Source organism: Bradyrhizobium sp. SEMIA, from assembly GCF_014844175.1.
Taxonomy (GTDB): Bacteria; Pseudomonadota; Alphaproteobacteria; order Rhizobiales; family Xanthobacteraceae; genus Bradyrhizobium; species Bradyrhizobium arachidis.
The window spans coordinates 128,371-153,480 of record NZ_CP046601.1; the positions used below are offsets into that span (position 1 = coordinate 128,371).

Consider the following 25,110-nt stretch of genomic DNA (forward strand, 5'->3'; position numbering starts at 1 on the left):
CCGCTGTCGTCCCGGGCAAGCGAAGCGCGACCCGGGACCCATAACCACAGGAGGTCGTGTGTGCCGGAATCGGAGCCGCCATCTGTTTCAATAAGGACCGCTGGTGGTTATGGGTCCCCGCGTTGGCGGGGACGACGGCGGAATAGATAGCCGATCTCTCGCGAACTACAAAATAAACCGGCTCAGATCCGCGTTCTTGGCGAGGTCGCCGACGTGCTTCTGCACGAAATCGGCGTCGACCTTGACGGTCTCGCCGCTGCGGTCGGGGGCAGTGAAGGAGATCTCGTCCAGCACCCGCTCCATCACGGTCTGGAGCCGCCGCGCGCCGATATTCTCGACGGTGGAGTTGACGGCGACCGCGACGTCGGCGAGCGCGTCGACGGCGCTGTCGGTGATGTCGAGCGTGACGCCCTCAGTCTGCATCAGGGCGACATATTGTTTGATCAGCGAGGCCTCGGGCTCGGTCAGGATGCGGCGCATGTCGTCGCGGGTCAGCGCCTGCAACTCGACGCGGATCGGCAGCCGGCCCTGCAATTCCGGCAAGAGGTCCGACGGCTTTGCGACGTGGAAGGCGCCGGAGGCAATGAACAGGATGTGGTCGGTCTTGACCGCGCCGTGCTTGGTCGAGACCGTGGTGCCTTCGATCAGCGGCAACAGATCGCGCTGCACGCCCTCGCGCGAGACGTCGCCGGCGGCGCGGCCTTCGCGCGCACAGATCTTGTCGATCTCGTCGAGGAACACGATGCCGTTGTTCTCGACGGCGCTGATCGCTTCCAGCGTCAGCTGATCGGAATCGAGCAGCTTGTCGGATTCCTCGTTGACGAGGATCTCGTGCGAGCCTTCCACTGTCAGCCGCCGCGTCTTGGGACGGCCGCCGAGCTTGCCAAAGATGTCGCCGATCGAGATCGCGCCCATCTGCGCGCCCGGCATGCCGGGGATCTCGAACATCGGCATGCCGCTGCCGGACGATTGCGTCTCGATCTCGATTTCCTTGTCGTTGAGCTCGCCGGCGCGCAGCTTCTTGCGGAAGGATTCGCGCGTCGCCGAGCTTGAGTTGGCGCCGACCAGCGCGTCTAGCACGCGCTCCTCGGCGGCGAGCTGCGCGCGCGCCTGCACGTCCTTGCGCTTGCGCTCGCGGACCTGGGCGATCGCCACCTCGACGAGATCGCGGATGATCTGCTCGACGTCGCGGCCGACATAGCCGACCTCGGTGAACTTCGTCGCTTCCACCTTCAGGAACGGCGCATTCGCAAGCTTGGCGAGCCGCCGCGCGATCTCCGTCTTGCCGACGCCGGTGGGTCCGATCATCAAAATGTTCTTCGGCAGCACCTCCTCGCGCAGCGAGCCTTCAAGCTGCTGCCGCCGCCAGCGGTTGCGCAGCGCGATCGAGACGGCGCGCTTGGCGTCGGTCTGGCCGACGATGAAACGGTCGAGTTCGGATACGATTTCGCGGGGGGAGAAGTCTGTCATGTCTGCTTAGCTAGGGCTGGAGGCGGCCAAGGACAAGCCGCATTTTAGGTCAGATGATGGGCGGGCCCGATTGCCATTGCTTCACGGCCTCGATCGGATGGATCAGCATCAATATATTGAGCGTCAGATTATCGCGAATGTGGAGCGCCAGCATGATTTCGAAGGCGAGCCCGGTGAGGACGGTCACAGATATGGGGAGCACACGCGCGGCGAGGAACCCGAGCATCATGAACAGCGTGTCAGAGACCGAATTCACGATGCTGTCGCCGTAATAATCCAGCGAGATCGTGCCGGCGCGGTAACGCTCGATGATGAACGGCGAATTCTCGACGATCTCCCAGGCGCCTTCGATCAGCATGGCGATGATCAGCCGGGCGGGCCAGGAGAGGCGTAGCAGCGGCAGCCGCGCGAACAGCAGCCAGGTCAGGCCATAGAACAGGAAGCCGTGCAGGACGTGCGAGAAACTGTACCAGTCGGCAATGTGCTGCGAATTCTCCGAGCTGTTCACCACGCCGTGCCAGAGCTTGACATAGCCGCAGGTGCAGATCGGCACACGCCCCATCGCGAACAGCACCGCGGCCTGCAGCGCCAGCAGCGACAGCGCGATCCCGGCCCAGGCGAGCGGCGAGACTGCGGCCCTACTCGCGCGCGCGTGGACTAGCGTCATGGCTCGCGCACCATCAGCTGCGCCGTCCCGTCGGGCGTGTCGACCATGTGGTCGCGGACGAAACCTGCCTTCTCGTAAGCGCGCAGCGCGCGCGCGTTGAGCGGATCGGGGTCAGTGACCATGCGCGGCAGGCCGTGCCGGAAGCAATCATCGACAAATTGGCGGATGAACGCCGAGCCGTGGCCGCGCCCGACCATGTCGCCTTCGCCGATGAACTGGTCGATCCCACGCGTGCCCTCCGGCTGCGGCCCGAAGCCCGTATTCCAGGCGGTCAGGCGGTAGCACTGAAGATAGCCGAACGGCTTGTCGTCAGCCAACACGATGAACTGGTCCATGGCGGGCTCATCGAGGTCGCCGCTGACGAGCGTAAACTGCTCGTCCGGATCGCCCCACCATTCCCGCACATGCGCCTCCCTCAGCCACCGCCGGATCAGCGGCAGGTCGGCTGGTCTCATCGGGCGGAAAGTGTAGGAGAGGCTCATCTAGCCGCCACAACGGTGCTTCGCCCCCTCTCCCGCTTGCGGGAGAGGGTTGGGGAGAGGGTATCTCAGCATCGGGACACTCCCTGGGTGGAGAGAGCCCTCACCCGGCGCTACGCGCCAACCTCTCCCGCAAGCGGGAGAGGCTACAACGGCTCCTGAGCTCCGCCGTCCAATCACGGGCAAGCTCTACCCGGTCGCCAGGCTCTCGATGGTCAGATTACGGTTGGTGTAGACGCAGATGTCGGCGGCGATGTCGAGGGAGCGGCGGACGATGGTCTCGGCGTCCTTGTCGGTGTCGATCAGGGCCCGCGCTGCCGCCAGGGCATAGTTGCCGCCGGAGCCGATCGCCATCACGCCGGCCTCGGGCTCGAGCACGTCGCCGGTGCCGGTCAGCACCAGGGAGACGTCCTTGTCGGCCACGATCATCATGGCCTCCAGCCGCCTGAGGTAACGGTCGGTGCGCCAATCCTTGGCCAGCTCCACGGCGGCCCGGGTCAATTGCCCCGGATATTGCTCGAGCTTGCTCTCCAGCCGCTCAAACAGGGTGAAGGCGTCGGCCGTGGCGCCGGCAAAGCCGCCGATGACGTCGCCCTTGCCGAGCTTGCGGACCTTTTTGGCGTTGGACTTGATCACGGTCTGGCCGATCGAGACCTGGCCGTCGCCTCCGACCACCACCTTGCCGCCCTTGCGGACCGTCAAAATCGTGGTGCCGTGCCAGCCCGGCGAGCTGTTCTGGGAATCCTGCATCGTAATCCTCGTTGTCCGGGCTGATTTAGGGGGTCGGGAGCCAAGGGACAACAGGCGCACAACGGGCCGTTCCGGGCCGAATTTCGCTCACCATAGGCAGAAGTAGAGGCCCCGCCAGCCGTTCCCGCAGTAGCGAAGGCGTCATTTGGCTGTTAAGAGACTGGCGTTTTCGGCTCAAAGAGCATGATCCGGAAAAGTGGCTACCGGTTTTCCGACAAGATCATGCTCAAAACCAACGTGGAAACCGATTTTCCATGCGCACCGCGACGATCAAGCGCAAGACCAAGGAAACCGACATCGAGGTCTCCGTGAACCTCGATGGCACCGGCGTGGCCAATATCGCGACCGGCATCGGCTTTTTCGACCATATGCTCGATCTCCTCGCCCGCCATTCCCGCATCGACCTCACGGTCAAGGCGGTCGGCGACCTGCACATTGATTATCACCATACCACCGAAGACACCGGCATCGCGCTCGGCCAGGCGGTCAAGCAGGCGCTCGGCAACATGGCGGGCATCACCCGCTATGCCGGCGTGCACATGCCCATGGACGAGACGCTGTCGCGCGTGGTCATCGACATCTCGGGCCGCCCGTTCCTGGTGTTCAAGGCCGACTTCCCCCGCGACAAGATCGGCGAGTTCGACACCGAGCTGGTGCGCGAGTGGTTCCAGGCCTTCGCCATCAACGCCGGCGTGACTCTCCACGTCGAGACCCTATATGGCGATAACAGCCACCATATCGCCGAGTCCTGCTTCAAGGGTCTCGCGCGGGCGCTGCGCACCGCGGTCGCGATCGATCCGAAGGCTGCGGGCGAGATCCCGTCCACCAAGGGCTCGCTCGGCGGCTGACGTCTTCCGGCCGGCGGCATGCGCCGCTTGCGCTTTCTACTCAATTCTCGAGCACGGGGCATCGCCATGCCTGTCTACACAGTTCATGCTCCCTCTCCTGCCGGAGCCGATCTGCGCGCGACCGACAAGTTCGTGTTCGTGCGCGACGGCTTTCATTTCTGGGCGATGATCTTCGGCCCGTTCTGGCTGCTGTGGAACCGGCTTTGGCTGGCGCTGATCGGCTATCTGATTTTCGTGGCCGCATTCAACGCCGGCCTGTCCAGCCTCGGTGTCGGACGTTCGTCGATCTTCTTCTCAGATCTCATCGTCGCGCTCTTGATGGGTTTTGAGGCCTCGAGCCTGCGTCGCTGGACGTTGTCGCGCGGCAAATGGCGGCAGCTCGACGTCGTGATTGCCGACGACGAGGACACCGCCGAGCGCCGCTTCTTCGAGCGCTGGAGCCAGAAGCAGCACGGCATCGTCAACGATCAATGGGCGGTCGATCGCGGCGGCCCGCCGCCGACCCGCAGCGTGCCGGGCCAGCAATTCTCGAACCCGCCGCCGATTCCGGCCGGCGGCATCATTGGTTTGTTTCCAGAACCGGGAGGGTCAAGATGAGCGTCGCCATCATCGATTACGGTTCCGGGAATCTGCATTCCGCCGCGAAGGCCTTCGAGCGCGCCGCGCGCAGCCTGGAAAATCCGCAAAAGGTTTTCGTCACCAGCGATCCCGATCAGGCCTATGAGGCTGACCGTCTGGTGCTGCCGGGCGTCGGCGCCTTCGCCGATTGCCGGCGCGGGCTCGATGCCGTCAACGGCATGGTTGAGGCGATCACCGAGGCGGTCCGCGTCAAGGCGCGGCCGTTCTTCGGCATCTGCGTTGGCATGCAGCTGATGGCGAGCCGCGGCAAGGAGCATGTCATCACCGAAGGCCTGAACTGGATCGGCGGCGACGTCGAGAAGATCACGCCGCGCGATGAAAACCTGAAGATCCCGCACATGGGCTGGAATACGCTCGAGGTGTTGCGCGAGCATCCGGTGCTGAACAAGCTGCCGCTCGGCCCCAAGGGCCAGCATGCTTATTTCGTGCACTCCTACCACCTCAATCCCGCCAGCGAGGCGGACGTGCTCGCGCGCGCCGATTATGGCGGACCTGTCACCGCGATCGTCGCCAAGGACACCGCGGTCGGCACGCAGTTTCACCCCGAGAAGAGCCAGCGTTTTGGTCTGGCCCTGATCTCGAATTTCTTGCGATGGAAACCGTGATTCTCTTTCCCGCGATCGACCTCAAGAACGGCCAATGCGTGCGCCTCGAGCAAGGCGACATGGCGCGCGCGACCGTGTTCAACCTCAATCCTGCCGCGCAGGCGCAGAGCTTTGCCGAGCAGGGTTTTGAGTATCTCCACGTCGTCGATCTCGACGGTGCGTTTGCCGGCAAGCCGGTGAATGCCGAGGCCGTCGAGGCGATGCTGAAGACGATCAAGATTCCGGTGCAGCTCGGTGGCGGCATTCGCGATCTCAAGACCGTCGAAGCCTGGCTCGACAAGGGCATCACCCGCGTCATCATCGGCACCGCCGCGGTGCGCGATCCCGAGCTGGTGAAGTCTGCTGCGAAGAAATTCCCCAGCCGCGTCGCGGTCGGGCTGGACGCCCGCGACGGCAAGGTCGCGGTCGAAGGCTGGGCCGAGACCTCGCAAGTGACGGTGCTGGAGATCGCAAAGCGTTTCGAGGATGCCGGCGTCGCCGCCATCATCTTCACCGACATCGCGCGCGACGGCCTGCTCAAGGGCCTGAACCTGGATGCGACCATCGCGCTTGCCGACGCTATCTCGATTCCGGTGATCGCCTCCGGCGGCCTCGCCTCGATCGAGGACGTCAAGGCCATGCTGACGCCGCGCGCGAAAAAGCTCGCCGGCGCGATCGCCGGCGCGCGCTTTACGACGGCCGGCTCGATCCTGCCGCCGCCCTCACCTTGATCCGCGACGCGCGCAGGAGCTGACACATGTTCAAGGTGCGCGTCATCCCCTGCCTCGACGTCAAGGACGGCCGCGTCGTCAAGGGCGTCAACTTCGTCGACCTGCGCGATGCCGGCGATCCCGTCGAAGCCGCGATCGCCTATGACGCCGCCGGCGCCGACGAGCTCACCTTCCTCGACATCACTGCGACCCATGAGAACCGCGGTATCATGCTCGACGTGGTCCGGCGCACGGCCGAGGCCTGCTTCATGCCGGTGACCGTCGGCGGCGGGGTGCGCGAGGTCAACGACATCAAGACGCTGCTGCGCGCCGGCGCCGATAAGGTCTCGATCAACAGCGCCGCGGTGTCGCGCCGCGAGTTCGTCAAGGAAGCCGCCGAAAAGTTCGGCGAGCAATGCGTGGTGGTCGCGATCGACGCCAAGCGGGTGAAGCGCCCGGGCGGCGACCGCTGGGAGATTTTTACCCATGGCGGGCGCAACTCCACGGGCATCGATGCCATCGAATATGCCCAGGAAGTGGTCTCGCTCGGTGCCGGCGAAATCCTGCTCACCTCGATGGATCGCGACGGCACCAGGCAGGGCTTTGACATCCCGCTGACCCGGGCAATCGCCGACAGCGTTCCCGTTCCCGTGATCGCCTCGGGTGGCGTCGGCAATCTCGACCACCTCGTCGACGGTATCCGCGACGGCCACGCCACCGCGGTGCTGGCCGCCTCGATCTTCCACTTCGGGGAATTCACCATCCGCGAAGCCAAGGAGCATATGGCCCGGCGCGGGCTAGCCATGCGCCTTGATGCCTGACGACTCCGCTTCATAAAAATGCTACATAGGCGGGCGAGACCGGCTCGTTCAGCCGGACGTGTATTGAGTGTTCTGTATGGCGCGTTTCACGATCCATCATCTCGCCGAGACCATCGACGCCCGCGCGGCGTCCGGTGGCGAGGCCTCCTATACCCGTAAGCTCCTCGACAAGGGCGCCGAGCATTGCGCCAAGAAGTTCGGTGAGGAAGCAGTCGAAACCGTAATCGCAGCAGTCGAAAACGATCGCGCGCATCTGATCGCTGAAAGTGCCGACCTGCTCTATCACTTCCTTGTGCTGCTCAAGTCCCGCGGCGTAAAGCTGGAAGAGGTGGAAGCGGCGCTGGACAAGCGTACGAATATGTCAGGGTTGGAAGAGAAAGCGTCGCGCAAGAGCGGCAACTAGCCGAGGTGGAGAGGTCGCGTCATGGATATCCGCGCACCGGAGCAGCAGTATAACCCCTACCGCGTCTATTCGCGCGAAGAGTGGGCGCGACTGCGTGACGATACGCCGATGACGCTGGAGCCGGGCGAGTTCGACCGGCTGCGCTCCCTGCACGACCGCCTCGACTTGCAGGAGGTCGAGGACATTTACCTGCCGCTGTCGCGCCTGCTCTCGATCTATGTCGATGCGATGCAGCGGCTGTATTACGCCGAGCGCCAGTTCCTCAACATCCGCGACCGCAAGGTGCCCTATATCATCGGCGTCGCCGGCTCGGTCGCGGTCGGAAAGTCGACCACGGCCCGCGTGCTCCAGGCGCTGCTGGCGCGCTGGTCGCCGCGGCCGAAAGTCGAGCTGATCACCACGGACGGATTCCTCTATCCGAACGCGGTGCTCGACCGGCAGGGCATCATGCAGAAGAAGGGTTTTCCGGAGAGCTACGACCTGCCGCTGCTCTTGAGCTTCCTCTCCGACATCAAGTCCGGCCGCCGCCATGTGCGTGCGCCGGTTTATTCGCATCTGACCTACGACATCGTGCCGGGCCAGTGGGCCGAGGTCGACCAGCCCGACATTTTGATCGTCGAAGGTGTCAACGTGCTGCAGACCGGCAAGCTGCCGCGCGACGGCAAGGCGGTGCCCGTCGTCTCCGACTTCTTCGATTTCTCGGTCTATATCGACGCCGACGAGGCGGCGCTGCGGCAGTGGTACATCAAGCGCTTCCTGGCGCTGCGCGACACCGCGTTCACCAATCCAAAGTCCTACTTCAACCGCTATGCGCTGCTGTCGGACGAGGAAGCCACCGCGACCGCGATCGCGATCTGGGAACGCACCAACCTCGCCAACCTCGAGGACAACATCTTGCCTACCCGCCCCCGCGCGACGCTGATCCTGAAGAAGGGCGCCGATCATACCGTGGAGAGCGTGGCGCTGCGGCGGCTGTGACGGTGCTGTAGCCGTAGGCCGCGGTGCCGTAGGGTGGGCAAAGGCGCGAAGCGCCGTGCCCACGCTCTGTGCCTGTTGTCGAACGATGCGTGGGCACGCTTCGCTTTGCCACCCTACGGCACCTTCGATGTGGCTACACCGCCAGATGCCGCGCTGCCGCCAGTCCGGTCAGCGCCTCTTCCAGCTTCTCGCGATCGAGCGGCTTGATCAGAAATCCGTTCATGCCGGCCTCGAAACAAGCGTAGCGATCTTCCACCAGCGTATTGGCGGTGAGCGCGAGGATCGGCGTGTGCTGCCCGCTGGTTGCAGCCTCGTGGCCGCGGATGCGTTTGGTCGCCTCGATGCCGTCGAGCTGCGGCATCTGGATGTCCATCAGCACGAGATCATAGGGCGTGCCGGCCGATGATGCCGCGAGCCAGGATTCCAGCGCGGCCTCGCCATGGACGGCGATGACGACGCGGTGACCGAGTTTTGTCAGCAGCGAGCGCATCAGCAGCGCGTTGATCTCATTGTCCTCGGCGACGAGGATCGACATGCCCCTTGCCGGGGCTGCGCCGGTGGAGTCGCGAGGCGGCGCGTAAGGGCTTGACCGGGAAGCCGGTGAAATCAAGCCGAAAACTTCTCGTGGCGCGAGCTCGACGTCAGCAGCACCAGCCGCTGCGCCGCATGCGCGCGCGCCAGCCCGCCAAGCCGGTCGGCGATGGCTGCGCCGATCGCGCGATCGACCAGCATTGCGTGCCAGGATCGCTCCGGCAGCAGCGCTTCCGCGACCGAGGCATCGGACGTCATGCAGGTCTGGCCGCCCCAGCGTTCCAGGCGCCGCGCGATCAGCGAGGCCTCGATACCGTCGGCAACCAGGAGGATCGACTTGCCGGTGAGGTCAGGGTTCGGAAACGCCGTCTGTCCTGCGCCGCCCGGCGATGCCGCCAGCGGCAGCGCGACCTCGAAGGTCGCCCCCTTGCCCGGCTCGCTCGTCAGCGTGATGCGGCCGCCCATGCGCTTGACGATGCGCTCGCTGATGGCGAGGCCAAGCCCGGTGCCGCCATAGGTGCGGGCGACGCGCGCGTCGGCCTGCTCGAATTCGCGGAAGATGCGCTGCTGCGCGTCGGGTGCGATGCCGATGCCGGTGTCGCGCACCAGAAAACTGATCTCATTCTGCCAGATGCCGGGCTCGACGATCAGCGCGACGCCGCCGTTTGCCGTGAACTTGATGGCGTTGCCGGCGAGGTTGAGCAGCACCTGACGCAGCCGTGCGGCGTCGCCGACCACTTCCAGCGGCAGGCGCTCGTCGACATAGGCGGCGATCTCGAGCTGCTTTGCCTGCGCGCGCGGCGCCAGCAGCTCGGTGATCTCCTCGATCAGGGTCGAGAGCGCGAACGGGCGAAGCTCGAGATCGAGCTTGCCGGCCTCGATCTTGGAATAGTCGAGCAGCTCCTCGATCAGCGCCATCAAGGCTTCGCCCGATGTCTTCACTGCCCTGGCGTAGGTCGTCTGCTCCGGCGTCAGATTGGTGTCGAGCAACAGGCCGCCCATGCCGATGATGCCGTTCAGCGGCGTGCGGATCTCGTGCGAGGCCATCGCCAGGAAGCGCGACTTGGCGCGGTTGGCGGCATCGGCCTGGTCGCGCGCGTCCGACAGCGCGCGTTCGCTCTCGGTGCGGTCGGTGACGTCGCGCCCGACGCTCTGCAATTCGGCGGGCTGGCCGGCGTCGAGCCGGACATAGCCTTCGCGCCAGGCGATCCAGCGCGCGCCGAGCGGGGTTGCGATCTTCTGGTCGTGGACGCGCGTGCCGCTGCTCTCGCGGGCGCTGTCGCCCTGCTCCAGCACGTCAAAGTCAAACCGCGTGCCGACCAGCGCGCCGCGCGGCTGCCCCGCGAGCACGCAATAGGCGTCATTGGCGAAGGTGATGCGGCCCTGGGTGTCGCGCAGCACGATCAGATCGCCCTGCTGCTCGAACAAACTGCGCGCGCGCTCCTCGGCCTCCTTCAGCTCCCAATTGCGGTCGATCAGCGCCTCGTTATGCGCGGCGAGCTTGCGCATCCGTTTGTTGACGAAGCGCAGGCGCATGCTCAGCGTGGCAAGGCCGAGGCAGGCGAGCGCGAACAGGAAGCTCGCGCCGATCGCAAAGGCGTGGGGATCGTAGCCGGAATTCTCGGCCCGGCTGCCGGTGACGAAACCATAGGCGCCACCGAAGGTCGCCGAGAAGATCATGAAGGAGCGGATCGCGAAGGCGATGCGGGGATGCCGCCGCCTGAAGCGGCGCATGCGCACCTTGATCCGGAACATCCGATCCATCTCCACCGACCCTTATCCGAAACCCCGCCGCCAGCGCGTGCGACGATGTCGTGCCGACCTTGCGAACAGTTTGAGGCTTTGGGGCAGCCTCCAAACAGGGTTGACGAGGTGTTAATGCCTCAGAGCATGATCCGGACCCGAAGGGCCGCGTTTGCGCAAAGTGTGCAGCGGTTTTCCGGAAAGATCATGCTCAAACCTAGAGCGAGGCAGCATGGAGGTGGCGGTGGCCGCCGCGGGCGCCGACGATCAGCGCCGCCGCCTCGCGCTGGGAGAACGTCCGCGAGCGCACATAGATGCGGTAATCCGCCGGTCCCTCAGTGGAGAGATAGATCACCGGACCGCCATCGACGGGCTGCGCGGCAATCGAGACGAGGCGGTTCGACGCAGTAGCCTCGCAGGAGTCCGGCTCGGACCCGAGGCCGTCGTCGACGACGGCGAAGTCCGCAGCGTCCGCATCATCGGTGATCTGAACCCGCACCGTCGCCTTGTCGGGATCGTCGGTGAAGGCGACATGGACACCGGCGGTCCAGAACAGCGATGTCAGCTCGACCGAGGTTTCGCCGAGAGCGATGCAGGGATGCGAGACCGATCCGATCTCGCCGCGGGCGAACACCGCAGCCGCCAACAAGGGAACAACCGAGGCCAGGATCTTGAAACGCAACATGACACTCTACTCACCAAGGCCGCTCGGGAACTGTCCCCTTAAGAACGCATGGCCTTATGGTTTGCAGAGCGTAAAGGAAACTCGTTACCGCCGGGTTGATGCGCAGAATGATCAGGCGAGCTGCCGCACATCCTCCGCGAGTGCGCGGTAGGACAGGGCCTCGGCGAGATGCAGCCGGCCGATCTTGTCGGCATTGTCGAGGTCGGCGAGCGTGCGTGCCACCCGCAGTACGCGGTGATAGCCGCGCGCCGACAGCCGCATGGTCTCGGCAGCGTCGCGCAGCAGTTTCTGTCCCTGTGCGTCGGGCTTGGCGACGTCCTCCAGCACGGAGGCGGGCGCTTCGGCGTTGGTGCGGACATTGGGCAGGCCGGCATCGGCATAGCGTGCAAGCTGGATGTCGCGCGCCGCCGCGACGCGCGCGGCGACTTCGGCGGATCCTTCCGCCGGCGGCGGCAGGATCAGATCGGCTGCGGTGACCGCGGGCACCTCGATGCGCAAATCGATGCGGTCCATCAGCGGGCCGGAGATGCGCGCCTGGTAGTCGCCGGTGCAGCGATCGACGCGGCCGCGCTTGCACGCATAGCCCGGCTCGAACGCGTTGCCGCAGCGGCACGGATTCATCGCTGCGACCAGCATGAAGCGCGCCGGATAAGTGACGCGGTGGTTTGCGCGCGACACCGCGACCTCTCCGTTCTCCAGCGGCTGGCGCAGCGAATCCAAGACGCGCGGATCGAACTCCGGCAGCTCGTCGAGGAACAGCACGCCCTGATGCGCCAGCGAGATCTCGCCGGGCTTTGCGCGCATGCCGCCGCCTGTCAGCGCCGCCATGCTGGCCGAATGATGCGGCGAGCGGAACGGCCGCCGCGCGGTCAGCGCGCCGCCTTCGATCTCGCCGGCAACGGAGGCGATCATCGAGACCTCGAGCAATTCGCCCGGCGACAGCGGCGGCAGGATCGAGGGCAGGCGCGCCGCCAGCATCGATTTGCCGGCGCCGGGCGCGCCGATCATCAGGAGATGGTGTCCGCCGGCGGCCGCGATCTCCAGCGCGCGCTTGGCGCTCTCCTGGCCCTTGATGTCGCGCAGATCGAGCGTGGAGGCGGCGGCCTCGTGCACCTTCGGCGAGGGCCGCGACAGCACCTGCGTGCCCTTGAAGTGGTTGGCGATCTGGATCAGCGAGCTTGCGGCGATGATCTGGATGTCCGGGCTCGCCCAGGCCGCTTCGGAGCCGCAAGACGCCGGGCAGATCAAGCCTTCCTCGCGCATATTGGCGCCGATCGCGGCCGGCAGGACGCCGGCCACCGGTGCGATCGAGCCGTCGAGACCGAGCTCGCCGAGCACGGTAAAGCCCGTCAGCGCATCCGGCGGGATCGCGCCGATCGCCGCCATCAGCCCGAGCGCGATCGGCAGGTCGTAATGGCTGCCTTCCTTCGGCAGGTCGGCCGGCGCCAGATTGACGATGATCCGCCGCGCCGGCAGCGCCAGCCCCGAGGCGATCAGCGCCGAGCGCACGCGTTCGCGCGCCTCCGAAACCGCCTTGTCCGGCAGGCCGACGATGGCAAAGGCCGGCAGGCCCGGCGCGACCTGCACCTGCACGTCGACCGCACGAGCCTCGATCCCCTCAAAGGCGACGGTAGAAACCCGCTGAACCATGCCCGAACCAGCCTGCCCTCTCGTACAATCGAGGGTAGCAGAGCCCGGCGCACTCCGCAAGAACAATACGGGAACATTTCCGGGCGAGGCAAGCCTTAACGAGCCGTAAACGGGGGCCAGACACTAAGCCTCGAATGCGAGCGGCTGCGCTCAGCACATCCCAACGAATGTTCGCTACTTCTAAGGTGCGGGATGGGCCGTGGTCTAACGGGTGAACAGTTCAAATGCTTGCAAATCGCCGGAGAAGCGAACGTCGGGTGTGCAGCCGGCTCGCCAAGATTCATTTTGGCGCGGGCTCGCTGCCGCGGGATTGCACGATCACGGATATCTCGGATGGCGGCGTGAAGGTCGTGGCTGAATTTCTGGAAGTGCCGCCGCAATTCACCATCATCTTCGCGCCGGACTATTCCCGCCAATGCCGCCTGCGCTGGCGTATCGGCTGCGAATTCGGCGCCGAATTCACCGACTAAGGTCTGAACGACTGTCTCTTTAACGGGACTTTAGCGTTAATAGGCAAAGCATCTCTGATCAGTCGCCGAGTGATCAGAGTATGTCCAAGCGTTTGCCCGTTGCCTCTCCCCCGGCGCGATATCTGTTGTCCGCGTTGCTGGCACTTGCCCTCGGCGGCTGTCAGACCACCGGCCTCGAGGACGTCACCGGCGCGCTTGGCGGCAAATCGGAGACAGCCGGCAAGGCCGATCCGAAGTCGGACATGGACACCTTGCGCGAGCGCTATCGCGCCAAGCCCAGTGATCCCAACGTCGCGCTGGAATACGGCAAGGCGCTGCGCGAGAGCGGCCAGCGCGCGCAGGCGGTCGCGGTGCTGGAGCAGGCCGTGCTCGGTCATCCCAGCAGCAAGGCGCTGCTCGCCGGCTATGGCCGTGCGCTCGCCGACAACGGCAATTTCCAGCAGGCCTTCGACGTGCTCGGCCGCGCGCATTCGCCCGAGGATCCCGACTGGCGCATCCTGTCGGCGCAGGGCGCGGCGCTCGATCAGCTCGGCCGCAACGAGGAAGCGCAGCAATATTACGCCGCGGCGCTGAAGATCGCGCCCGACGAGCCGACCGTGCTGTCCAATCTCGGCCTGTCCTACGTGCTGCAGAACAATCTGCCGAAGGCCGAACAGGTGCTCGGCCGCGCCTATCAGCGCAATCAGAACGATGCGCGGGTCCGTGCCAATCTCGCACTCGTGCTGGGATTGCAGGGCCGCGAGTCCGAGGCCGAAATCCTCGTGAAGGCCGATCTGCCGCCGGACCAGGCCGCGGCCAAGGTCACGGCGCTGCGGCAGCTGCTGGCAAAGAAGCAGCAGCGGGCGGACAGGTAGCCGGCCTCTATAGACGCCTTATGGGATGAGACTCACCTAGCGCTCCGACGGAGACCTTACGACGCCTTGCGGTGCGGCGCGGAGCTGCGGCTTGACCGGCCCTTCAGCTTCTTCAGCAGTGGTCCGAGCAGCGAGCGCTTCGGCTTCTTCACCTCGCCGCGGCCGGCGAGGCGGTTCGCCATATTCTGGAACAGCTCGGTGGTGCGGTGACTCCTGGACACCTCCGCGATCATCTGGCCGTTGTTGGCTGCGGTCGAGAACAGTTTCGAATCGAACGGGATCACCGCGAGCGGCTGGCTCTCCATGGTCTTGGCAAATGCCTTGACCTCGATCTCGGCGCGCTTGTGCATGCCGACCTGGTTGATGCAGTACAGCGGCGGCCGGTCGTTCGGTCGCGCGGCCTTGAGCACGCTGAGCATGTTCTTGGTGTTGCGCAGGTTGGCAAGATCAGGCTCGGCCACGATCACGATGTCGTCGGCATTGACCAGCGCGCGCCGCGTCCAGCCCGACCATTGATGGGGCACGTCGAGCACGATGCAGGGCGTGGTCATGCGCAGCGTGTCGAACACCGCATCAAAGGCTTCCGCGCCGAAATCGTAGACGCGGTCAAGCGTGGCGGGTGCAGCAAGAAGGCTGAGGCGGTCGGTGCATTTGGCGAGCAGGCGTTCCATCAGCGCCGTGTCGGGGCGGTCCTGCGACAGCACCGCATTGGCGATGCCCTGCACCGGGTCCTGGTTGTAGTCGAGGCCGGCGGTGCCGAAGGCAAGGTCGAGATCGATCACGACGGAATCGAGCGCGAGGTCGCGCGCGATGGTCCAGGCGACGTTGTGCGCGACCGTGGACGCGCCGACGCCACCCTTGGCGCCGACCACGGCGATGACGCGGCCGGTGATGATGGCTTCGGACGCCGAGAACAGGCTGCAGATGGAGCGGACGACGTCGAGGGTCTCGACCGGTCCCACCACATAGTCGTTGACGCCGCGGCGGACCAGCTCGCGATAGGGCGCAGTGTCGTTGGGATTGCCGATCACCACCACGCGGGTGCCGGGATCGCAGACGCCGGCGAGATCGTCGAGGCCCTCGAGGATGTCGCGCGTACCGTCGGACTCGATCACGATGACGTTCGGTGTCGGCATCGAATCGTAGACTTCGATCGCCGCGGCGAGGCCGCCGCTCTTGGCGGTCAGATGCGCCTTGGCGAGCCGGCGGTCCTGCCCGGCGGCGGTCACCGCCTGGAGCGTCTGCTCGGTCTCGCAAAAGGCCTGCACGGAGATGCGAGGAACCGGCGCAATGTGTTCCTCGGGGTGCTGCGGATCGTCCGCCTCTTCGTCGTGGACGCTGGTCATTTGCCTGTGTCGCTCAGTTTGGCCCTGTCGGACTCTGGATAGGTGGTCGCGGTCGTCGAGCCCTTGCGGTAACGGTCGAAGGCGATCTCGCGCCGCGCGGTATAGGCCGGCGTCTCCGCGCGCGGCTGCTCGAGGTCGGCGGGATTGTCGATCATGGCCGCGAGGTTACGCTGGCTGGCGCAGCCGAGATTGAAGTAGGGATGGTTCTCGTTGTAGCCGGGATCGAGGATGGACGGACCGACGTCTTCCGGCCACAGCCCGCAGGGGCCCGCGACGGCCGTGATCTTCGAATAGCTCAGGCGGATGGTCGGCAGTAGTCCGGGATCCTCGGGGCGGTAGCGATGCTGGACGATGGCGCGCGACGGCACGCCGCCGGAGGCGAGCACGGAGCGGATCTCCTGATAGGTCGCCGCCGCGGCGCGTGAATTCGCGGTGTCGACGGGCACGTCGACCACGACGGAGCCGGTGCCTTCGCGCACCCAGTCCCGGGCGATGCCGGCGACGTCGGCGTGCTGCGCGGCTGAGAGGCCGCCTCTGGCCTTGCCGACGAAGATCACGATCGACTTCTTGCCTTCCTGCACCGCGATCGGGTGGCGCTGGCGGTAGTCGGTCGGCACCGTCTGGGTGACGATTTCGCCAGTGGTGTTGCAGGCGCCGAGCAGGACGGAGAGCCCCGTCAGCGCCAGCGCAATCCGTAAGCTGCGACGTCGATCGGCTGTCATCTTCGTCATCGCCTTATCCCCTCCTGCCCCGTGTCTCGCCCCGGCCCCCAAGCCGTCGGTCTCAGTCGATGATGAAGCCGAAATCGCCGCGGAAGCCGTCGATCGGATCGACGCGGCGGCCCGCGATGCCATAGAGGCGGTTCATGCGGCCGAGCAGCGCGGTCTGCGCATCCGAGGCCGGTGCAAAGCCGTCATCGGGCCGCGACAATTCTTTCTGGGCGACCGCGCGCACCACGTAGGGCGTCACGATCACCATCAGCTCGGTCTCGTTGTTGACGAAGTCCTGGCTGCGGAACAGCGCGCCGAGGATCGGCACCTGGTCGATTCCGGGCAGGCCGTTGATCGCCTGCTTGGTCTGCTGCTGGATCAGGCCGGCCATCGCCATCGAGCCGCCCGAGGGAATTTCCAGCGTGGTCTCCGCGCGGCGGGTCTGGATCGAGGGGATGGTGATCGAGTTGTTCACGGACGACGACACCGCCTGCGTCACGGTGATCGCCTGCTGGTTCGACAGCTCCGAGACCTCGGTCATGACCCGCAGGCTGATGCGGCCTTCGCTGAGCACGACCGGCGTGAAGTTCAGCGAGATGCCGAACTTCTTGTAGGAGATCTGGGTGGTACAGACGTGGGTGATGGGATCGCAGGAATAACCTGCCGGAATCGGGAATTCGCCGCCCGCGATGAAGGTCGCGGATTCGCCCGAGATCGCCGTCAGGCTCGGTTCGGCCAAGGTGCGCATCACGCCGGCGGTTTCCATCGCGCGCATGGTGGCACTGACGGTGGCCACGCCCTTGGCCATGCCGGCGACGCCGAGCCCGTTGGTGCCGACCAGCGGGCCGCCGGAGACCGTGAACGGGTTCGTATTGTTGAAATTCACCACCGCAGTGCCGGCGTTCAGGCTGGCGCTGAGATCGACGCCGAGCTGCTTGACGATGTCGCGCCTGACTTCGCCGACGACGACCTTGAGCATCACCTGGTCGCGGCCGCGCACGACGATGTTGTTGACGACCTTGTCCGAGCCGCCGACGAGCTTTGCGGCGACGTCACCGGCCTGCTGGGCCTCGACCGGGCTCGACACCGAGCCGGTCAGCATCACGCTGTCGCCGACGCCTTCGATCTGCACGCCCGGCAGCGACTGGCGCAGCGCCGCGCGCATGCCGTTGAGATCGCGCTTCACCGCAATGTCGTAGGCGGCGACCTGCTGGCCGTCGGCGGTGAAGAACACGACATTGGTCTGGCCGACCTGGCCGCCGATGATGTAGGCGCGCTGGGCCGAGCGGATCACCGCGTTGGCGATCTTGGGATCGGCCACCAGCACGTCCTTGACCTCGCGCGGCAGGTCGATGACGACGGATTTGCCCACGCCAAGCGAGAGGAACCGCGTGCGGGCCGATGCAATGGTCGAAACCGGCGATATGCTGAGATCCGGCGGCGCCTGCATCGGCGCCTGGTCGCCGACCGGCGCATCCGCGGCGGTGACGAAATCGGGGGCTGCGACCAGCCCCAGCATCAGCATTGCCCCTGCTAAGGACGAGCGCGCGCGCTTCCCCCGAAGGCGCAGGCCCATCCGATCTTCCCCGTAGTTCATGCTATCCCCATCATCACTTCTGTGACGTCAGCTGCCGCGCCTGCACCCCGTAACGGATCACGTTCACACCGCCCGGACGCTTGACCGCCTCCTCAGGCGTGCCGTCGATGGCGTTGGCATCCACGATGCTGCGCAGCGCGAGCGTCAGCGTGCCGCCTTGGCGCGCGGCCGAGAGCGTGGCGACCTGGTCGGGCCTGAGCTCGAGCGTGACGGTCTTGCCGACGACGGCGTTCTGGCCGTCCTTTTCTTTCGGCGCCTGGTCGATCGCGAGCACGCGGATATTGGTCAGGATGACCTCGGACAGGATGAGGTCGTTGCCGCCGGTCGGGCCGTTGTTGTTGCCGCCGTCAGGATTCTTCAGGCGGCGGGTCAGCACGATGTCGACGCGGTCGTTCGGCAGGATGAATCCGCCGGCGCCGGTCTCGGCGGAAATCTCGGTGGAAACGGCGCGCATGCCCGACGGCAGGATCGCGGCCATGAAGCCGGAGCCCTCGGCCTTGACCAGCTTCTGCTCGCGGATCGGCTCGCCCTGCATCAGCGGCACGCGCGCGATCGAGCCGGTGAGCTGGGTCTGCGCCTCGGGCCTGTTGTCGCGACGGATGAAAGCGCTGCTTGCGGTCGCCGCCGGCCAGGCCTGCCATACCAGGTCCTCGGGCTTCACGGCCTGACCGAGCTGGATGTCGTTCTTGGCGACCAGAACCTCGATCGTCGGCAGCTTCTCGACGATTGGAAGGACGGGTGCGGCAGTATTCTGATAGCCGCTCGCCAGATACGCAGCGACGCCGCCGGCGCCCAGTGCGATGACGAGAACGACAATGCGTGCGGTGTTCATACGCTTCTACTCTTACGCGGGGCACTCGAACCGCACCTGGCGGGTTCCCCTGCGTCGATGAGTAGGGAGGAAAAGTATAAGGGGTGTTGCGAGGTCGAATGTGATCGCCGGTCACGCTGCTGGTTTTGGGCAGATGGTGAACGCCGCGTTATCCGGTCGGCCAGCGGCCCCGTAGTTTCACGCGGGGCCGCTCCTGCGTTCGCACGAGGCGCGAGGCGTCATGGTGAACGGGTGGTTAGTGGCGCTTGAGCTGATGCTGCGCCATGACGTGACAGGCGCCATCTCGCCCGCCGACGCCACCGCTCTCAAGATTCACTGGCAAGGATAGCGCCGGCCATCCTTTGCCGCGAACGTATTCGTCGCCGGATCGTATGAGCGATAACGTTGCGCGCAGGAGGTCGCGTGTTGCTGGGCGGCCGCCGCTTCCTGTTGCGCGGCGGCGCTGGCTGCACCGGCTGCGATCGCGCCGCCGATGAGGCCACCGACCAGTCCGCCCACACCGGCGCCGTTGTCATAGCACTGTCCGTAACGGCACCAGACCTGCTCGGTCATTTCAGGCGCCGTGGCAGCAAGGCCCGGATTGGTCTGTAACGGCGCCGACATCGCGGAGGTCGACAACAGCGCGACGCCGACGGCGGCCATCAGGACGATTTTTGACATGTGATCGTTTCGCATCGAATTTCCTGCTTCATTGCTGTGGGTGCAGGGCACCTGCCACCCGCTTCCCTTGAACGCGGCGTTCACTGGCCGGCTGCATCCACCACACGGCACAAGTTGCTGCTGATGCCCGGAGCGACCTGTCCCGGCGGCATGATGAAGACCGCATCGACGCGGCTGCCTTTGACGTCCTTGCGCACGACGACGCGCAGCGTCTGCGGCCGCCCGGATCCGGTCGTCTCCTGCTGAGTGGTCAGCGTGCCAAGCGCCTTGTCGACGTTCACGTCGACGAAGCCTTCCGCCATGACGGCACGGGAGACCCTGTCGAGGGCAACGGCGGGATTGACCGATGGGAAGATCATCCAGACCTTGTGGGTCGTGCCCGTGACCAGCGGAACACCGCTCATCTGATAGTGGTCTGCGCAGCTGTCGGCCCGCGCCGGCATTGACGAAACAGCCATCAGCGCGACCGCGCAAAATGTTCTCGTAAGCATGTTTTCATAACCTGTTTGAGGCAGTCGGGGGGACTTAGGCCAGCCGCGCCGCAAGTCCATGGTCGCCGTCGCATTCGGGATGGAGGCGTTCGGATTCTGGCCTGCGTGCCGCGGTACAATTGCGCGATCTGGATGTTTCGTGCGGCAATTGGATATCGAGCGCGGCCGCTCGGCCCGCGTTCACTGGAATTGTGCTAGCGTGGTGCTGCGGTCTCTCGCGGACGCCCTGAACGATGGATATCGCATGCTCGAAGACATAATCGCTGCGCCTCTTGCCCGATCAGGATCGTCGTTTCAGGAGCTGCTCGAAATACTTCGGCCTCATGGGATCAACGCTCATTCCGCGCCGAAGCCCGACGGATCATTTCGTTGGCATGCGGATGTTGCAGTCGGCGCCGGCATGGACGTGGTGCGGGCGGAGCTGTCCGCAGGCTGGGACTGGCGCTATTCATACGGCAAATCGTCGGGTGAGCTCGCCATCAGCCTGCTGAACGCCGGCAAAGCCGAATTGCTCATCGCAGGAAAGAGCGTACAGCGAACGTCCACTGACGTGGCCATCGTGTCGCTTCCGAACCTGCAGGAGCAGAGCGTCGAAGCGGTGGATGGAAGATATTCGAGTGTCACGCTGACATTGCACACGGATGTGGTGACCAAGGCTCTGTCTGCGACGTTCGGAAGCGCGGCCCTGGACGATCTCGATCTGACGCCGAAGCTCGATTTGTCGACCAGTGCCGGGCAGATCCTGTTTCAGCTCATTCGTGCCAGTACGGCCGGCCTGCGTGACGGGATTCTTGCACGCTCGCCGAAAGCCAGTGCTCTGCTCTCGGAAGCCGCGATGCAGTTGATCCTAGAAAATGTTCCGCATCGGCTGACCGACCGCCTGAACCGCCATCCCATGGATGCGCCGCCTCGCCACGTCAGGCGGGCCGTCGAGTACATGCGGGCCAACCTGCATCTGCCGCTGACGATCGCCGATATTTCCGGGAATGTCGGGATCAGCAGCCGGTTGCTGCAATCGGGATTTCGCCGAATCCACGGCACGACGCCGGTCGCCTATCTGCGCAGAATTCGACTCGAAGCGATCCACGACGAGCTGTCGCGACCGGAGAATCTGCTTCCGGTCAGTGAAGTCGCGCTGAAGTGGGGCTTTACCCACATGGGCCGGTTTGCGGCGTCATACCGAGCGGCCTTTGGATTGTATCCGTCCGACACAGCCCGGCGCGCTCGGGGATTTTGCGGCTGAAGGAGGCGACGCAAGGCTCCGAAGCTACTTCTTTCGCTTCTGCTCGATCGCGTCCCAGATCTTCGCCGCGACATCAGGGCCGCCGAGCCGCGCGATGGCGCGGATGCCCGTGGGCGAGGTCACGTTGATCTCGGTGAGATTGCCGTTGATGACGTCGATGCCGACGAACAGCAGGCCGCGCTCGCGCAGCGCCGGACCGATCGTCGCGCAGATCTCGCGCTCGCGCGGCGTGAGCTCGGTCTCCTTGGCCGCGCCGCCGCGCACCATGTTGGAGCGGAGGTCGTCGGTGGCCGGCACGCGGTTCACCGCGCCGGCGAACTCGCCATTGACGAGGATGATGCGCTTGTCGCCGTGCTTCACCTCGGGAATGAATTGCTGGATCACCCAGGGCTCCTTGAAGGTGACCGAGAACATGTCGAACAGCGAGCCGAAATTCATGTCCTGCGGCATCACGCGGAACACCGCCGCGCCGCCATGGCCGTGCAGCGGCTTCATCACGACGGCCCCGTGCTTGTCGCGGAACGCGTTGATCTCGTCCAGGTCGCGCGAGATCGAGGGTCGGCGGCATCAGCTGCGGGAAGTTCATCACGAACAGCTTTTCCGGCGCGTTGCGCACGGAGGCGGGGTCGTTGACCACCAGCGTCTTCGGATGGATGCGCTCGAGGAAATGCGTCGAGGTGATGTAGGCGAGGTCGAACGGCGGATCCTGGCGCAGCAGCACCACGTCAAAGCCGTTCAGCGCCTCGCGCCTTGGCTCGCCGAGGGTGAAATGGTCGCCGGGCTCGTCGCGCACGGTCAGCAGCTGGACCGGAGCCACGATCTCGTCGCCGACCATCGAGAGCTTGTCGGGGGTGTAATAGGACAGGCCATGGCCGCGCTTCTGCGCCTCCAGCAGCAGCGCGAAGGTCGAATCGCCCTTGATGTTGATGCGGGCGATGGGGTCCATCTGGACGGCGACGTTGAGTTTCATGGTCTGCCTTTCAGGTCGAGGCGTCGAATGCCGCCAACACATGGCGCGGAAGTGAGCGCGGCGCAATCAGCATGGCGTCGAATCGCAATTCGAATTCGGCATGCTCGGGATGCGCCACGAGCCAGCCTTGCGCGGCGTCGATGATGCGCTGCTGCTGGCGCGGGGTCACCGCATAAGCGGCGTCATCGAGGCTGGCGCGGGCCTTGACCTCGATGAAGGCGATCAAATTGCGGCGGCGCGCCACGAGATCGATCTCGCCATGCGCCGTGCGGTAGCGCTTTGCCAGGATGCGGTAGCCCTTGGCCATGAGATAGGCGGCGGCGCGGCTTTCGGCCGAGATGCCGGTGCGGAACGCGGCGACGCGCTCGGGCGAGGCGACTTTCGGTTCCGCGTCGCCCCTAGTCTTCGCCATCGCCGCCCCGCAGGTCCTTGGCGAGCTCGAGCGCGCGGGCATAAACCTCGCGGCGCGGCCGGCCCGAGAGCGCAACCGCATGCGCAACGGCATCCTTGACGCTGTGCGCGGCCAGCTGCTCGCGCAGGAGATCGTCCAGCGCATCCGATGTCAGCACCTCGGCGTCGGCCGCCGGCGGAGCGATCACCAGCACGAACTCGCCGCGCGTCTCCAGCCCAGCGGCGTCACGCGCCAGCTCGGCTAGCGTTGCGCGCGAAATCTCCTCGTGCAGCTTGGTCAGCTCGCGGCAGATCGCGGCCTCGCGGCTGCCCATGATCTCGGCGAGCTCGGCCAGCGTATCCTGCACGCGATTGCCGGATTCGAACATCACCAGGGTCGCATCGATGCGGGCGAGCTCGGCCAGGCGCGATTTTCGCGCCGCTGATTTGGCCGGCAAGAAACCCTCGAAGAAGAAACGATCGGTCGGCAGCGCGGCGACCGACAGCGCGGCCAGCACCGAGGACGGGCCGGGCAGCGCATAGACCGCATGGCCGGCGGCGCAGACCTCGCGCACCAGCTTGAAGCCGGGGTCGGAGATCAGCGGCGTGCCGGCGTCCGACACCAGCGCGACCGAGCCGCCCGCGGCAAGCGCCTCCAGGATCTTTGGGCGCGCGGCCTCGGCGTTGTGCTCGTGATATTGCTTGAGCTGGGCGGAGATATCGTAGCGCTCGGTCAGGCGGCGCGTAATGCGGGTGTCCTCGCAGGCGATGACGTCGACGCCGGCGAGGGTCTGAAGCGCGCGCAGCGTGATGTCGCCAAGATTGCCGATGGGGGTTGCGACCAGATACAGGCCCGGCGCCGCCTTCGGGGCCGGGAGCCGATGGGCGTCGATGGAGAAACCGCGTGGAGCGGCGTCTGGGCCTTCAGGCGTATTTATCGGGGCCGGCTTTGCGCGCATAATGAATCGAACTTAGGCATGATCCCCGGGGCTGGGAACCGGTCCTCCGAAAAAGATCGCGGCCAAACCCAAGATACGACGGGGTGGGGGCGGGAAAGGACGGGAATGTGATCCACCGGGTCACATGCGAGAGGGTATGAAGCGTCAACGTCATATTCGCGGCGGAAACGCCGCCTTGATGCTGTCGAGGGGTCGGCGGACAGCCAGGACCTACGGGTGCGGCCGTGTTAAGCGGTCATTATCCTTTTGTTTTGGTTAACTATTTGCCGACAATATGCCTGAATCCGCGGCTTCTGTCGCGGCAATGAATGTTGTGACCGGCTGGCGATCGCTGGTCAGAAGAGAAGCTGCAATGCTGGGCCCGCGTGATCCGAAATCTCCCGTTGAGGGGCCCCGAATGTCCGGGGCGACCCGGCGGGGTGCGCTCGGCCTGTTGCTCGGCGCCCCCCTGCTCTCGGCCTGCGCCGGCGTGCAGCAAAGCCTCAGCCAGTTCTCAAATCCCTTCAGCAGCTCCTCTCCGCCGCCGGCCCAGCCGGCCGGACCGCCGCAACAGGCGACCACCGCTGGCACCGGCGGGGTCAAGGTAGCCGTGATCCTGCCGCTCTCGGCCGCCGGCAATGCCGGCCTTGCCGCTCAGTCGATGCGCAATGCCGCCGAGATGGCGCTGGCGGAGTTCCAGAACCCGAACATCCAGCTGCTGATCAAGGACGACAATGGCACCCCGCAGGGCGCGCAGGCCGGCGCGCAGCAGGCGGTCGAGGAAGGTGCCGAGATCATTTTGGGGCCGCTGTTCGCGCAGTCGGTGCCGGCGGTGGCGCAGGTCGCGCGCACGCGCAACATCTCGGTGATCGCGTTCTCGACCGATTCCAGCATCGCCGGCCGCGGTGTGTATCTGCTGAGCTTCCTCCCCGAGTCCGACGTCAACCGCATCATTGAATACTCCGCCAGCATCGGGAAGCGCTCGGTCGCCGTACTCGTGCCCGACAATGCCTATGGCAATGTCGTCGAGGCCGCGGTGAAGGCGGCGGTGCCGCGGCGCGGCGGACGCGTCGTCGCATTCGAAAGATATGGTGCGGATCGCGCCACGCCGGCGCGCACGGTCGCACAGCAGCTCGGCAGCGCCGATGCGCTGTTCATTGCCGATGACGGCGATGCCGTCGTCGCGGTGGCCGATGCGATGACCGCGGCCGGCGCGAATTTGCGCAACATCCAGCTGCTCGGCACCGGCCTGTGGGACAATCCGCGCGTCTATGCCAGCCAAAACTTGCAAGGTGGCCTCTACGCTGCGCCGGATCCGGCCGGTTTTCGCGCGTTCTCCGGCCGCTATCGCACCAAATATGGCGCCGAGCCGATCCGCACCGCGACGCTGGCCTATGACGCCGTCGCCCTCGTCGCCGCGCTCGCGCGCACGCAGGGCACCACGCGCTTCTCGGCGGACGTGCTCACCAATCCCTCGGGCTTTGCCGGCATCGACGGCCTGTTCCGCTTCCGCGCGGATGGCACCAATGAGCGCGGACTTGCGGTGATGAAGGTGACGACTGGCGGCGGCGTGGCGGTTGCGGGCTCGCCGAAGAGCTTTGGGGCGTAGTTCAGGACGACGGTCCCGTAGGGTGGGCAAAGCGAAGCGTGC

General features: G+C 65.7%; 24 protein-coding genes and 3 pseudogenes. 11 read left to right on the forward strand and 16 right to left on the reverse strand.

Annotation, left to right across the window (positions count from 1 at the left end):
- Nucleotides 1-165: 165 nt before the first annotated feature.
- From hslU to hslV, 4 genes are all read right to left on the reverse strand, one after another.
- On the reverse strand, nt 166-1,470 hold the full coding sequence (gene hslU / locus FOM02_RS00655) for an ATP-dependent protease ATPase subunit HslU (RefSeq protein ID WP_027561677.1): 1,305 nt from the start codon (nt 1,468-1,470) through the stop codon (nt 166-168).
- Between the two features lie 49 nt (nt 1,471-1,519).
- Nucleotides 1,520-2,137, reverse strand: a complete 618-nt coding sequence (locus tag FOM02_RS00660; protein ID WP_027561676.1) for a DUF2585 domain-containing protein — start codon at nt 2,135-2,137, stop codon at nt 1,520-1,522.
- Complete coding sequence (locus FOM02_RS00665) at nt 2,134-2,619, reverse strand: GNAT family N-acetyltransferase (RefSeq protein ID WP_027561675.1); 486 nt, start codon at nt 2,617-2,619, stop codon at nt 2,134-2,136. The genes FOM02_RS00660 and FOM02_RS00665 overlap by 4 nt, the downstream gene beginning before the upstream one ends.
- Nucleotides 2,620-2,805: 186 nt before the next feature.
- Nucleotides 2,806-3,366, reverse strand: a complete 561-nt coding sequence (gene hslV, locus FOM02_RS00670; RefSeq protein ID WP_027561674.1) for an ATP-dependent protease subunit HslV — start codon at nt 3,364-3,366, stop codon at nt 2,806-2,808.
- 254 nt (nt 3,367-3,620) lie between these two features.
- Here hslV and hisB point away from each other — a divergent pair, with 254 nt between their 5' ends.
- The 7 genes and pseudogenes from hisB to coaA all read left to right on the forward strand — a co-directional run bounded on the left by hisB (nt 3,621) and on the right by coaA (nt 8,349).
- A complete protein-coding gene (gene hisB, locus FOM02_RS00675) occupies nt 3,621-4,214 on the forward strand; it encodes an imidazoleglycerol-phosphate dehydratase HisB (RefSeq protein WP_027561673.1) in 594 nt (197 codons plus the stop codon).
- Nucleotides 4,215-4,280: 66 nt separating this feature from the next.
- A complete protein-coding gene (locus tag FOM02_RS00680) occupies nt 4,281-4,811 on the forward strand; it encodes a DUF2628 domain-containing protein (protein ID WP_027561672.1) in 531 nt (176 codons plus the stop codon).
- Nucleotides 4,808-5,458, forward strand: a complete 651-nt coding sequence (hisH, locus tag FOM02_RS00685; protein WP_027561671.1) for an imidazole glycerol phosphate synthase subunit HisH — start codon at nt 4,808-4,810, stop codon at nt 5,456-5,458. The genes FOM02_RS00680 and hisH overlap by 4 nt, the downstream gene beginning before the upstream one ends.
- Nucleotides 5,455-6,191 (forward strand): annotated as a pseudogene (hisA, locus tag FOM02_RS00690) (1-(5-phosphoribosyl)-5-[(5-phosphoribosylamino)methylideneamino]imidazole-4-carboxamide isomerase). Before hisH ends, hisA begins: the two are co-directional and overlap by 4 nt.
- A 3-nt stretch (nt 6,192-6,194) precedes the next feature.
- Nucleotides 6,195-6,968, forward strand: a complete 774-nt coding sequence (gene hisF, locus FOM02_RS00695) for an imidazole glycerol phosphate synthase subunit HisF (protein WP_027561669.1) — start codon at nt 6,195-6,197, stop codon at nt 6,966-6,968.
- 76 nt (nt 6,969-7,044) lie between these two features.
- Complete coding sequence (locus FOM02_RS00700) at nt 7,045-7,371, forward strand: phosphoribosyl-ATP diphosphatase (protein WP_027561668.1); 327 nt, start codon at nt 7,045-7,047, stop codon at nt 7,369-7,371.
- A 21-nt stretch (nt 7,372-7,392) separates the two neighbouring features.
- Complete coding sequence (coaA, locus tag FOM02_RS00705) at nt 7,393-8,349, forward strand: type I pantothenate kinase (protein WP_027561667.1); 957 nt, start codon at nt 7,393-7,395, stop codon at nt 8,347-8,349.
- Between the two features lie 133 nt (nt 8,350-8,482).
- Here coaA and FOM02_RS00710 read toward each other — a convergent pair.
- The 3 genes and pseudogenes from FOM02_RS00710 to FOM02_RS00720 all read right to left on the reverse strand — a co-directional run bounded on the left by FOM02_RS00710 (nt 8,483) and on the right by FOM02_RS00720 (nt 12,958).
- Nucleotides 8,483-10,644, reverse strand: a pseudogene (locus FOM02_RS00710) (ATP-binding protein).
- A gap of 196 nt (nt 10,645-10,840) precedes the next feature.
- Nucleotides 10,841-11,308: a hypothetical protein gene (locus FOM02_RS00715; RefSeq protein ID WP_027561665.1), complete on the reverse strand. Its 468-nt coding sequence runs from the start codon at nt 11,306-11,308 to the stop codon at nt 10,841-10,843.
- A gap of 111 nt (nt 11,309-11,419) precedes the next feature.
- Nucleotides 11,420-12,958 (reverse strand): YifB family Mg chelatase-like AAA ATPase, encoded by a 1,539-nt coding sequence (locus FOM02_RS00720; RefSeq protein WP_092211635.1) that lies wholly within the window; start codon nt 12,956-12,958, stop codon nt 11,420-11,422.
- 224 nt (nt 12,959-13,182) lie between these two features.
- Between FOM02_RS00720 and FOM02_RS00725 the strand changes: the two genes are divergently transcribed.
- Both FOM02_RS00725 and FOM02_RS00730 read left to right on the forward strand, forming a co-directional pair.
- Entirely contained in the window at nt 13,183-13,428 is a 246-nt protein-coding gene (locus FOM02_RS00725) for a PilZ domain-containing protein (protein WP_011083489.1), read from the forward strand.
- 80 nt (nt 13,429-13,508) lie between these two features.
- Nucleotides 13,509-14,282 carry a tetratricopeptide repeat protein gene (locus FOM02_RS00730; protein ID WP_027561660.1) on the forward strand — a complete coding sequence of 258 codons (774 nt, stop codon included), beginning with the start codon at nt 13,509-13,511 and terminating at the stop codon, nt 14,280-14,282.
- 56 nt (nt 14,283-14,338) lie between these two features.
- On the opposite strand, the gene FOM02_RS00735 is transcribed toward FOM02_RS00730, so the two are convergent.
- The 6 genes from FOM02_RS00735 to FOM02_RS00760 all read right to left on the reverse strand — a co-directional run bounded on the left by FOM02_RS00735 (nt 14,339) and on the right by FOM02_RS00760 (nt 19,978).
- Nucleotides 14,339-15,628 carry an AAA family ATPase gene (locus FOM02_RS00735; protein ID WP_027561659.1) on the reverse strand — a complete coding sequence of 430 codons (1,290 nt, stop codon included), beginning with the start codon at nt 15,626-15,628 and terminating at the stop codon, nt 14,339-14,341.
- A complete protein-coding gene (locus FOM02_RS00740; RefSeq protein ID WP_027561658.1) occupies nt 15,625-16,359 on the reverse strand; it encodes a CpaD family pilus assembly protein in 735 nt (244 codons plus the stop codon). The genes FOM02_RS00735 and FOM02_RS00740 overlap by 4 nt, the downstream gene beginning before the upstream one ends.
- A gap of 52 nt (nt 16,360-16,411) precedes the next feature.
- A complete protein-coding gene (locus FOM02_RS00745) occupies nt 16,412-17,935 on the reverse strand; it encodes a type II and III secretion system protein family protein (RefSeq protein ID WP_027561657.1) in 1,524 nt (507 codons plus the stop codon).
- 13 nt (nt 17,936-17,948) lie between these two features.
- Nucleotides 17,949-18,767 (reverse strand): Flp pilus assembly protein CpaB, encoded by an 819-nt coding sequence (gene cpaB / locus FOM02_RS00750; RefSeq protein WP_027561656.1) that lies wholly within the window; start codon nt 18,765-18,767, stop codon nt 17,949-17,951.
- Between the two features lie 312 nt (nt 18,768-19,079).
- Nucleotides 19,080-19,511 carry a BA14K family protein gene (locus FOM02_RS00755; protein ID WP_084334613.1) on the reverse strand — a complete coding sequence of 144 codons (432 nt, stop codon included), beginning with the start codon at nt 19,509-19,511 and terminating at the stop codon, nt 19,080-19,082.
- Nucleotides 19,508-19,978: a hypothetical protein gene (locus FOM02_RS00760; protein WP_231164173.1), complete on the reverse strand. Its 471-nt coding sequence runs from the start codon at nt 19,976-19,978 to the stop codon at nt 19,508-19,510. Before FOM02_RS00760 ends, FOM02_RS00755 begins: the two co-directional genes overlap by 4 nt.
- A 184-nt stretch (nt 19,979-20,162) precedes the next feature.
- Between FOM02_RS00760 and FOM02_RS00765 the strand changes: the two genes are divergently transcribed.
- Entirely contained in the window at nt 20,163-21,161 is a 999-nt protein-coding gene (locus FOM02_RS00765; protein ID WP_231164172.1) for a helix-turn-helix transcriptional regulator, read from the forward strand.
- Nucleotides 21,162-21,185: 24 nt separating this feature from the next.
- Here the strand turns inward: FOM02_RS00765 and gshB are convergent.
- The 3 genes and pseudogenes from gshB to rsmI all read right to left on the reverse strand — a co-directional run bounded on the left by gshB (nt 21,186) and on the right by rsmI (nt 23,480).
- Nucleotides 21,186-22,131: pseudogene (gene gshB, locus FOM02_RS00770) on the reverse strand (glutathione synthase).
- Between the two features lie 10 nt (nt 22,132-22,141).
- Nucleotides 22,142-22,543, reverse strand: a complete 402-nt coding sequence (locus FOM02_RS00775; RefSeq protein ID WP_027561651.1) for a YraN family protein — start codon at nt 22,541-22,543, stop codon at nt 22,142-22,144.
- A complete protein-coding gene (gene rsmI, locus FOM02_RS00780) occupies nt 22,530-23,480 on the reverse strand; it encodes a 16S rRNA (cytidine(1402)-2'-O)-methyltransferase (RefSeq protein WP_027561650.1) in 951 nt (316 codons plus the stop codon). Before rsmI ends, FOM02_RS00775 begins: the two co-directional genes overlap by 14 nt.
- Before the next feature lie 352 nt (nt 23,481-23,832).
- On the opposite strand from rsmI, the gene FOM02_RS00785 reads away from it, so the two are divergent.
- A complete protein-coding gene (locus tag FOM02_RS00785; RefSeq protein WP_027561649.1) occupies nt 23,833-25,068 on the forward strand; it encodes a penicillin-binding protein activator in 1,236 nt (411 codons plus the stop codon).
- The last annotated feature ends 42 nt before the right edge of the window (nt 25,069-25,110 follow it).

Excerpts from the sequence above, each read along its gene's own strand:
- hisH (WP_027561671.1), top strand. The coding sequence starts at position 4,808 with ATGAGCGTCGCCATCATCGATTACGGTTCCGGGAATCTGCATTCCGCC.
- FOM02_RS00665 (WP_027561675.1), bottom strand. The coding sequence starts at position 2,619 with ATGAGCCTCTCCTACACTTTCCGCCCGATGAGACCAGCCGACCTGCCG.
- cpaB (WP_027561656.1), bottom strand. The coding sequence starts at position 18,767 with ATGAACACCGCACGCATTGTCGTTCTCGTCATCGCACTGGGCGCCGGC.
- hisB (WP_027561673.1), top strand. The coding sequence starts at position 3,621 with ATGCGCACCGCGACGATCAAGCGCAAGACCAAGGAAACCGACATCGAG.
- hisF (WP_027561669.1), top strand. The coding sequence starts at position 6,195 with ATGTTCAAGGTGCGCGTCATCCCCTGCCTCGACGTCAAGGACGGCCGC.
- FOM02_RS00720 (WP_092211635.1), bottom strand. The coding sequence starts at position 12,958 with ATGGTTCAGCGGGTTTCTACCGTCGCCTTTGAGGGGATCGAGGCTCGT.
- FOM02_RS00660 (WP_027561676.1), bottom strand. The coding sequence starts at position 2,137 with ATGACGCTAGTCCACGCGCGCGCGAGTAGGGCCGCAGTCTCGCCGCTC.
- FOM02_RS00730 (WP_027561660.1), top strand. The coding sequence starts at position 13,509 with ATGTCCAAGCGTTTGCCCGTTGCCTCTCCCCCGGCGCGATATCTGTTG.
- FOM02_RS00725 (WP_011083489.1), top strand. The coding sequence starts at position 13,183 with ATGCTTGCAAATCGCCGGAGAAGCGAACGTCGGGTGTGCAGCCGGCTC.
- FOM02_RS00775 (WP_027561651.1), bottom strand. The coding sequence starts at position 22,543 with ATGGCGAAGACTAGGGGCGACGCGGAACCGAAAGTCGCCTCGCCCGAG.
- coaA (WP_027561667.1), top strand. The coding sequence starts at position 7,393 with ATGGATATCCGCGCACCGGAGCAGCAGTATAACCCCTACCGCGTCTAT.
- FOM02_RS00735 (WP_027561659.1), bottom strand. The coding sequence starts at position 15,628 with ATGACCAGCGTCCACGACGAAGAGGCGGACGATCCGCAGCACCCCGAG.
- FOM02_RS00715 (WP_027561665.1), bottom strand. The coding sequence starts at position 11,308 with ATGTTGCGTTTCAAGATCCTGGCCTCGGTTGTTCCCTTGTTGGCGGCT.
- FOM02_RS00760 (WP_231164173.1), bottom strand. The coding sequence starts at position 19,978 with ATGGACTTGCGGCGCGGCTGGCCTAAGTCCCCCCGACTGCCTCAAACA.
- FOM02_RS00785 (WP_027561649.1), top strand. The coding sequence starts at position 23,833 with ATGCTGGGCCCGCGTGATCCGAAATCTCCCGTTGAGGGGCCCCGAATG.
- FOM02_RS00765 (WP_231164172.1), top strand. The coding sequence starts at position 20,163 with ATGCTCGAAGACATAATCGCTGCGCCTCTTGCCCGATCAGGATCGTCG.
- FOM02_RS00680 (WP_027561672.1), top strand. The coding sequence starts at position 4,281 with ATGCCTGTCTACACAGTTCATGCTCCCTCTCCTGCCGGAGCCGATCTG.
- FOM02_RS00745 (WP_027561657.1), bottom strand. The coding sequence starts at position 17,935 with ATGAACTACGGGGAAGATCGGATGGGCCTGCGCCTTCGGGGGAAGCGC.
- FOM02_RS00740 (WP_027561658.1), bottom strand. The coding sequence starts at position 16,359 with ATGACGAAGATGACAGCCGATCGACGTCGCAGCTTACGGATTGCGCTG.
- FOM02_RS00700 (WP_027561668.1), top strand. The coding sequence starts at position 7,045 with ATGGCGCGTTTCACGATCCATCATCTCGCCGAGACCATCGACGCCCGC.
- hslV (WP_027561674.1), bottom strand. The coding sequence starts at position 3,366 with ATGCAGGATTCCCAGAACAGCTCGCCGGGCTGGCACGGCACCACGATT.
- rsmI (WP_027561650.1), bottom strand. The coding sequence starts at position 23,480 with ATGCGCGCAAAGCCGGCCCCGATAAATACGCCTGAAGGCCCAGACGCC.
- hslU (WP_027561677.1), bottom strand. The coding sequence starts at position 1,470 with ATGACAGACTTCTCCCCCCGCGAAATCGTATCCGAACTCGACCGTTTC.